Source organism: Pseudomonadota bacterium (assembly GCA_022361155.1).
GTDB lineage: Bacteria > Myxococcota_A > Polyangia > Polyangiales > JAKSBK01 > JAKSBK01.
Genome location: JAKSBK010000454.1, coordinates 20,083 through 28,734, shown reverse-complemented (window position 1 = coordinate 28,734; position 8,652 = coordinate 20,083). Strand labels below are relative to the sequence as shown.

At 63.9% G+C, this 8,652-nt stretch carries 5 protein-coding genes; 1 reads left to right on the top strand and 4 read right to left on the bottom strand.

Features of this window, described 5'->3' with window-relative positions:
- Positions 1-260, top strand: a 260-nt coding sequence (locus tag MJD61_17190; GenBank protein MCG8556997.1) for an SDR family oxidoreductase, incomplete at its 5' end; no start/stop codon positions are given.
- Between the two features lie 236 nt (positions 261-496).
- Here MJD61_17190 and MJD61_17185 read toward each other — a convergent pair.
- The 4 genes from MJD61_17185 to MJD61_17170 all read right to left on the bottom strand — a co-directional run bounded on the left by MJD61_17185 (position 497) and on the right by MJD61_17170 (position 8,605).
- Positions 497-1,951, bottom strand: coding sequence for an insulinase family protein (locus tag MJD61_17185; GenBank protein MCG8556996.1), 1,455 nt, complete (start codon positions 1,949-1,951; stop codon positions 497-499).
- A complete protein-coding gene (locus tag MJD61_17180) occupies positions 1,948-3,342 on the bottom strand; it encodes an insulinase family protein (protein ID MCG8556995.1) in 1,395 nt (464 codons plus the stop codon). Before MJD61_17180 ends, MJD61_17185 begins: the two co-directional genes overlap by 4 nt.
- A gap of 80 nt (positions 3,343-3,422) precedes the next feature.
- Positions 3,423-6,434 (bottom strand): hypothetical protein, encoded by a 3,012-nt coding sequence (locus MJD61_17175; protein ID MCG8556994.1) that lies wholly within the window; start codon positions 6,432-6,434, stop codon positions 3,423-3,425.
- A 149-nt stretch (positions 6,435-6,583) separates the two neighbouring features.
- Entirely contained in the window at positions 6,584-8,605 is a 2,022-nt protein-coding gene (locus tag MJD61_17170) for a sulfatase-like hydrolase/transferase (GenBank protein MCG8556993.1), read from the bottom strand.
- Positions 8,606-8,652 lie beyond the last annotated feature (47 nt).

Below are 8,652 nucleotides of genomic sequence, written 5' to 3'. Positions count from 1 at the left end.
TCACCAAGGCTCTGGCCAACGAGTGGGCACCGCACGGCATCAACGTCAACGCCATCGCACCCGGCTACATCGCCACCGACAACACGCAAGCGCTGCGCAGCGACCCCGTGCGCTCCAGGCAGATTCTCGAACGCATACCGGCCGGACGCTGGGGCAGCCCGGGGGACTGCATCGGCGCCGCGGTCTTTCTCGCCTCGGACGCCGCTCAGTACGTGCACGGCCAGATCCTGGCGGTAGACGGCGGCTGGATGGGACGCTGACGCTAGCCTGAAGCGTCCTGTTTCCGGCCAGGCACTGTTTTCAGCAACCCTACAGGATCACGGATGAGATCTACTGATCTGGCTGCAGCGTGCCTGACCACACCCGGACCGTGGACGATCGCACATCGTGGTCGTGGTAGTGGTCGTGGTCGTGGTAGTGGTCGTGGCCAGTACGAGGCAGCCTAGCCGGTGACAGACAAAGGCCAAGGTATAGAGCTCCCCGGGGCGGTGCAAGCTCAGACTCGGTCGAAGGGTACGACCTCGAGCTTGCCGACACCCGGCAGCGAGGCAAGCTTGTCCCGAAGCTCGTCGGCGGTCGCGACCACGACGATCGTCAGGTCACGGTACGACAGGTGACTTGCGAGCGCGCGATTGGCTTGCGAGCGCGTGACCTCACGGATGCGTCGCACGTAGGTGCGCCCGAAGTTGCGTGGCAGGCCCAAGAGCTCGATCTCGAGCGCTTCCTCGAGCCGCTTGCCGGGTGTGTCGATGTCGAACGCATGGCTTTTAGCGAGGTAGTCCTGGGCAAAGCGCAGCTCGCGTGCGGAGATGCCCTTGTCGACCCAGCGCTCGAGCAGGCGCAGCTGCATCTTGATGCAAGCGACCGCGTCCCGGGTCGCGGGGAAGGTCCACATGCTCCAGGCGTCGCGGTGCCGTGCGTGGCCAAAACTGCTGCTGGCGCCGTAGCTCCAGCCGCGCTTGCTGCGTACCTCATTTGTAAGGCGCGAGGTGAACGTGCCGCCGAAGACCGTGTTGGCCACATCGAGCGCAAGCGCGTCCCGGTCATGCGCGCGCACGCCCAGGGTGCCGATGATGACCTGGGTCTGGGTCCGCTCGGGCTTGTCGACGATCAGTACGCGCCGGCCGCGAGCCACGCTGGGTCGTCTCGGCAGCTGCCTTGGCCTCGGCCCCGAACGGATCCGGCCGAGGTGGCGATCGAGCAGCTCGCGCGCTCTGCTCGCGCTCACGGCACCAGCGAAGCCCACCATGAGGTTGTGCGCCACGAAGTGGGCTCGGTAGTGGTCCAACAGGTGAGCGCGCCGGATCGCACGCACGCTCGTAAGACTGCCTGCCGCGGATCGGCCCAGGGGATGCCCTGGAAACAGGTAGCGCCGGAAGTGCCGAGCCGCCAACACCTGATCGTGGTCGCAGGACTCCACCAGATCGGCGAGCGTCTGACGCTTGAGTGAAGCGAGCTCCGAAGCCCGAAACGCCGGCTGCGTAATCAGCTCACCGAGCAACGCAACAAAGGGCTCGAGGTTGCGCGCCAGCACGGTGCCATTAAAGCTGACCCGGGTGGTACCCGTCTCGATGCCAAGCCGCGCTCCGAGCTCGTCGATGGTTTCGTCGATGGCCAGAGCGGTACGCTTGCGTGTACCCCGTCGCAGCATGCGTGCGGTCAAGCGGGTCAGGCCCTCGAGCCCCTTGGGGTCGGATAGGGCACCGGTTCGAAACGTAAGCTCCACGTCTACCAGCGGCAGCGCTCGAGAGGGCTGCACGAGCAGCAGCGTGCCGTTGGCAGCGTTGAAGCGATGGGTGCGCTGTGTCGCCTCGATCGACCCTGGCGTGTCGACAGTGCCCTCGATGGCCCGTGGCGGCGCTCTCGTGGAGCTCGCCCCCGAGCGCTCCGGCGGCTCCAGCACATCTGGCGACGGCTGTCGCTTCGACCCAGCGGCGTCTGGCTCGTTCATGGGCATCCACCTGCCGCTGGCTCGGCCGGCGACGGCTTCACCACGACTTGCGTGCGCGTGCGCGGGCTCAGATAGCGTCGTGCCACGCGCTGCAGATCGCCACCTGTAACACCTTCGAGGAGCTCGAGCCGCTCGAACAGCTCCCCTGCGTTGCCAAGCACCGCAGCGTGGAAGCCGATCTGATCCGCCTTGCCTCCCGCGGTTTCGAGCGCCTGCCAAAAATCGAGCTCGATCCGACGCTTGCCTCTGTCCAGCTCTCGGACCTTGACGCGACCCTGCGCCAGCTCTCGGAACCTGCGTTCGATGATCACAAGGGCGTCCTCGACTTCACGATCTTGGCGCAGCGCGACCCAGATTTCGTACAAGCCGGGGTCACGAAAGGGTGCCAGCAAACCGCGAACCTCCGAGGCGATCTCATGCTGCAGCACGAGCTCGCGGTAGAGTCGAGAGCTGCGGCCCCCGCAAAGCAGTTCGTTGAGCACGGTCAACACGACATGGTCGCGCTCGCGAGCCGCTGGGGTCCGATAACCCAGCAGCAGCTTCGGAGACGTCGCCGGTCGCTCCAGCACGATGCGGCGTTCCGCCCGCTGCGGTGGCTCGCGGTCCGCGCTGCTCGCGTTGATGCGGGTCGCTTTGAGCCTCCCGTAGTGCTTCTGCAGCGTGCGCAAAGCAGCGCCGGGCTCCATGTCTCCTACGAGAACGATCGTCGCGTTGTTGGGCGCGTAGTAGCGGCGGTAGAAGCGCTGGCAGTCCCGCACACCGAAGCCCCGAATGTCAGCCATCCAGCCAACGGTGGGCTGCCCGTACGGATGCCTGCGAAAGGCGGTCCGGTACAGGGTCTCGTTGGCGGTCCCCTCCACGTCGTCGTCGACACGCAGGAGTCGTTCGTTCGCCACCACCTCCCGTTCGGCGGCGACCAGGGGCTCGCTCAGGCGCAGCCGGGCCATGCGCTCGGCCTCTAGACGCGCGACCAGATCGAGCTCGCTGCTTGGCAGCGTCACGTAGTAGCACGTGTAGTCCACCCAGGTCGCGGCGTTGGTCTCGGCGCCGGCCGCCTCCAAGACGCGATCGAATGCGCCTGGCGGCAGATTCTCCGTCTCGTTGAACATCAAGTGCTCAAGAAAATGGGCTAGACCGGTTTTTCCCGGAGGGTCATCACGCGAGCCGACGCGGAACCAGGTCTGAAAACTCAGCACCGGCGCCGAACGATCGACCAGCAGCAACACACCCAGGCCGTTGCCCAGACGAAATTCCGCGAGCCTCAAGGCAGGCCCGAAGGGTCGCTCCCCCACGAGCTCGATGCGTGCGCTGCTCCGCCGAACGCCTCGATTGACGCCGGCCACAAGGGCAGCACATGTATCGCGAGAGCTACCGTTGTTTGGAGACGCCATCCCGAGTCGGCCACCTGGAATCAGGAGCGCCCGATGGTGAGCTCAGGTTCCGCATGCGTCAAGCGGACGGGTCGCACGGCCTACCGTAGGAGCGTCGAGCTCCACCTCACCAGGTTGAACAGTATCTTGTCCGCCACTGGGTCCTTCCCCAGGTTCTCCATCAGCCGCAAGGTCGACAGTACGATGCGCCCCTTGCCGTAAGGAACGCTCGCAACGTCCGCTCCCCACCACGACTTGGTAGGCCCGTGATAGTTGGCTCGAAAGTTCCACGAAATCGATGCCACGATCGGCTTTACCCTGAGCCCCATGATCGACTCCAGAGCACACACGTTCTGGTAGGTCTGCCCCATGAGACGACCGCTCGGAAGTCCCTCGAACACGGGATGCGGCCTCACGCTGTGATTGACGCTGATCCAATGGCCGTGCGCGCTCCTTCGCTTGATACGCAGCGGGAATAGCCCGGAAGTAATGACCGGGTTGCTCGTTGGCTTGGGCGGGTGGCTGACGTAATCGTCCGGATCCCTGATCCAGCCCATCTCGATAGCCGGCGGATTCAAGAACACCGCAACCCCGCCGCGTCTGACGTTCTCGATTACGTGTTTCAGTCTGCCCAGTGCCCCACAATCCGTTGTCTCTTGCACGGACACCAAAACGGGCAGCTTGTCTGCTGGTTTCCCATCGTAGTTCTTGAATCGCAGTCCTCGCCTTTCGGCAAACGGCCGGACCAACCCCTCGGGATCCAAGAGATAGAATTGCTCGGACGGCGTCCTGAGCGCATCCGAACCGAAGACGCGAAACACCAGTTCGTTCTTCGCGATCGTACCGCCACGTCCCCTCAGGCTCGCCCGGACTCGATAGGTGTCCGTTGGCAGGCCCCGCCGCAACTCTTCCGATAACACCTTCCGGATCCCCTCGCTCAATCTGAGTGGCAATCGCCTTTCATGAACTACCTGTCCATGGCTGTTGGTGACAAGGACCTCCAGCGTCGATCGGATCGCATCGAGCTCGTTGATCGTCGAGATACTCAGGCGAGCCGCCGCGTGGGCATAAACGTTGCTCGGCATGACCCTGATAGCGACGTACCTGGGCCGGTTCACCTCCTTTACGGTTTGGAACACCTTCTTCGGCTGCCGCCAGATATCGAGCATGCCCGCGCCAATAACCCAATCGCCTCCAGTGAAAGCGTGCAGGCAATAGCCATCGATCTCGGGGTTCAACCGAACCGCCTCCAGCATCAGCTTGTTGCCGGTGGCTTGGATCTCCTGCGATGCAAGGCACAGCTCGCTGGTGCTCTTGAACACGTCGCTGATCCCGCTCTCTTTCATGCTCCTTTCGATCGAGCTCAAGAGCCTTTGATGCCCCCGATAATCGGGCGTCAAGGGATTGCCCTCCTTACGATACCGGCGCATTACCTCCGGCAAGTCCGGAAGGCCGCCGTAGCCGATTTCTGAAATATAGGAGAGCCGGCCGGGAACAACGTGACTCCTGTAATGACTGCCCTTCTTAACTCCCAGGCGCCCTAGTTCATCATCCGTCTTTCCCAAATGAAGATACGAATCGTATATCTCGGCGCTAACCGGAGACTTCTTGTAGCTGTGAATCTCGTTGAATTTGATGGGCTCGTACCGGTAGGGAAGAAACACGTTAGCGCCGCCGGCCCAACCCCCGGATTCGTCAACCACGAGACGTGTTGGGTCCAGCTTCCTGGCGAGAATCGCCATCTTGCGCTTTAGACGCCGCAGAGCCTTGCGCTCGATCTCGTTGAAGATCTCCCATGAGACGACAGAAGCGTGGTTCCGATCTCGCATCACCAGCGACCGAACCTCGTTGGCAATGCGCGCTTCCACCTGCGGCACGGCCTTGGGCCACCGGTTCATGCACTCGATGGGCGGGCAATCGATGATCATCATGCCGATCTCATCCGCAAGATCCAGGACGGGGGAAGGAGGCGGTTTGCGCCAAGGCCGCAGGAGATTGAACCCCGCCGCCTTGGCCAGGAGAAGCTCATTCCGGACCACGGCCGCGTCCTTGGGATGCGCCAGCGTGGTCGGGTAGAGACCTTCCCAAAAACCCGATTTGATGAAGATTTTCCTTCCGTTGAGGTAATAGTCGTTGTTTCGCACAGTGAGCTCTCGCATGCCGAAACGTACACGCAGCGCGTCGAGCGGGCGGCCTTTGGCACGCAGCTGCACGCTGGCGGAGTACAAGTGTGGATGAGCGGGAGTCCAGTACTTGGGCTTCGGGATCCGTAGTGCGACCCGGTAGCCGTTGCTTCCGGGTACGACTCGCAGTCGTGCCGATCTTGTCGCAACGCGCTCTCTCTTGGCGACTGCTGGATGTGGCTTCTTTGGTGGCGTGCTTGTGGTGGACCCGCTGTACGCGATCTCCGTCTTGATTTGGATGTGTTTTATCGTTTCAAAAGAGTTTTCGATCTGGACATGGACGGTGGCCGTCTTCTTGTGGATATTGGGCTCCACGAAGACATCTTTCAGGTGCGCTCTTCCAGTGGCAATCAACGCTGCGGACTGCCAGATTCCCCCGGCGATGGCACCTCTCCAATGAGGCGCCTCGTCCTTGGTCAGCCCATCGATCTCCAACGATCTGTTCGTGACAATCGGACTGATCACACGAAGCGAGAGAAAGTTGGCCTGATCGAATTCGAGTAGATCGGTGACGTCGAACTCAAACGGCGTGTATCCGCCTTCATGAAACCCGACGGCTAGACCGTTCAGCCACACTTCCGCGATGTAGTTCACGGCCCCGAAGCGCAGGCGGACGGTCCTATCCTGCCAAGTCGCCGGCACGGTGAAGGTCCTGCCATACCAGGCCACACCTTCGTAGTCCTGTCGGATCCGCTCCCAGCAGCTGGGCACCTGGATGCTGCGGACGTTGGGGGCCTGGCTGAAGTTTTGCCGCCGCTGCCACTGCTGGGACTTGCCGGAGTCGGTTGGATCGAAGACGATCTGCCAGGTACCGTCGAGCGAGCGCTGCTCGCGCCCGGGCGACGCCAGAGCCACCGTTGTGGCTGCAAGCAACAGCGCTGCAGCAAAGCTGCTCCACAGGCCCGCGCTTTGGGCGCAGCGTTTCTTCATGCCGTGACTCTTCCGCGCGGGTTGGGGCCGCCCGCTGGCGGTGGGGCCGCCCGCCGGCGGCCTACCCTGGGGTAGCCGCTACCTTGCATCATCCCCGGGATGTTGTCGATGTACGGCGCATCAGCGCCGCCCGGAGTCGGAGCACAAGCCTACCGGCGCGCGGGAAGGTCTCTTTCCCTCAGACGCCGGCGACGGCGGGCGAGAAGCACGCCAGCCCCGCACACCAACAACAGCAGCGCTGGACCTGTCCCCGAACCCCGGCCTGCTTGCTCACCCGCAATCAAGCAGGCGCAGCCGCGCCGAGCGGCTGGGGGACGGCTTGGCTCTGGAGGAGGCGCGGGTGCCAAGCCGCCGCCTGCGGTCCCGCCGGGCGAAGGCTGCATCGGTCCCAGCGGAGGATTGGGCGCCGTCATACCCGATGCGCCGCCGATTCCAGCGACCGGAGGAGCTAAACCGCCACCGGCCCCTGCAACCGGCGGGGCCGGAGCGCCGCCCGCTCCCGCGGTGGGCAGAGGTGGCGGCGGCAAGGGGCCCGGGCGCGTGTAGACAAAGCCCTCGTTGCCCCGTCGCGGGCTCTTGCCGTCGTTCCGAAGCTTGTCCAGCAAAGCCAACAGCTCGTTGAGCTTGTTCGCATTGACACCTGCCAGGTCCATTCTCTCCGGCACGTCGTTGACCAGGTTGTAGAGCTTTGGGCTCTGTAGCTGGCCGTTGCTTTGGTTGACGCTCGCGGTGAGCTTCCAATCGCCCTGCCGGATGCCCAGCATGCGGCCGGCGTTGGTATTGGTGACGATGTGATCGCGGGTGGAAACCTGGCTCAGGCCCATCAGAGCTTCGAGCACGTTGAAGCTGTCCGGTCCCGCGTCCGCCGGACGCTGGACACCCGCGAGCGCCGCACCCGAGGCCAAGATGTCGATCAACGAAACCAAGGCCGACGATCGCTGCCCCCCGGCGATGGTGCCGGTCCAACGCGTGATGAGAGGCACTCGCGTGCCGCCTTCTTGGATGTCGTACTTGCCACCGGAAAACGGCCCGGCAGTCCTGTGGTTCGCGTAGTTGACGGCCGCCTGGTCGATGTACCCGTCGTTCAAGATGGGGCCGTTGTCGCTCGAGAAGATCACGAGCGTGTTGTTTCCCTGCCCGAGCGCGTCCACCTGCTTGATGAGCTCGCCAAGCTGCCAGTCAAGCTGCTCCATGGTGCCGCAGCGATGGCCGCAGCCTGGGCGCTGGTTGCGAAACTGCTGCTTCGGGTAGCGAGGCACATGAATGTCTAAGCTCGAGTAGAACAAGAAGAAGGGCTGCTGCCGCTGCACGGCGTCTTGCATGAACGCACCGGCGCGCCTGAGGAGCTCGTCTGGGACATCCTCGTCGCGCCAGCGGGCCGCCTGACCACCGGCCATCAAACCGATGCGACTGATGCCGTTTACGACCGTGCCGCTATGCTGTGAATCGGCGGGATACTTGAGCATGCCCGCAGCCGCGTGACTGGCCTGCGGTTCACCGCGTATCCTCGCTTGCTCGCCGATGTAGATCGGATCGCTCGGATCGAGAAGGAAAACGTGGTCGTCGTCGATGTAGACCGAAGGGACGCGATCGTTGGTGGACGGTATGCCGAAGAACACATCGAAGCCAAGATCGAGCGGCCCCGGCTTGATGGGCCTGGCGTTGAAGTCGGTCGCCGGGGGATCGCCGAGCCCCAGGTGCCACTTGCCGATGATCGCGGTGCGATAGCCGAGCTGCTGCATCACGCGCGCAAGCGTGGGTCGCGTCGCCGGCCTGATGGCGAGCGGCGCGGTAGGCCCGATGATGCCCGAACCCGACGTGCTCCGCCAAGCGTACTCGCCGGTGACGAACGAATAGCGGGTCGGGGAGCACGTCGACGCGGGCGCGTAGGCGTCGGTGAAAACGATGCCCTCGGCGGCCATCTGGTTCAGCGAAGGCGTTCGTGCCAGCGTCCCGCCGTACGCTTCGAGGTCGCTGTATCCAACATCGTCGCCCATCACGACCACGAGGTTCGGTGGCCGGCCTTGGGCCGCTACCCTGGTGAAGAACGCGCCATGACAGCACAGGCAGGCCGCCAGCAGACGCCACAGCCCGCCCAACCAGCGTGCCCTGCTGCGGGCCCGGGCTCGCTTCCGTCCTTTGCGCGATGCGGCTCGTCTCGTGAATGCCATGGGCTGCCAAACGATCCTGGTACCAACTCGGGGCCCGCGCAAGAACT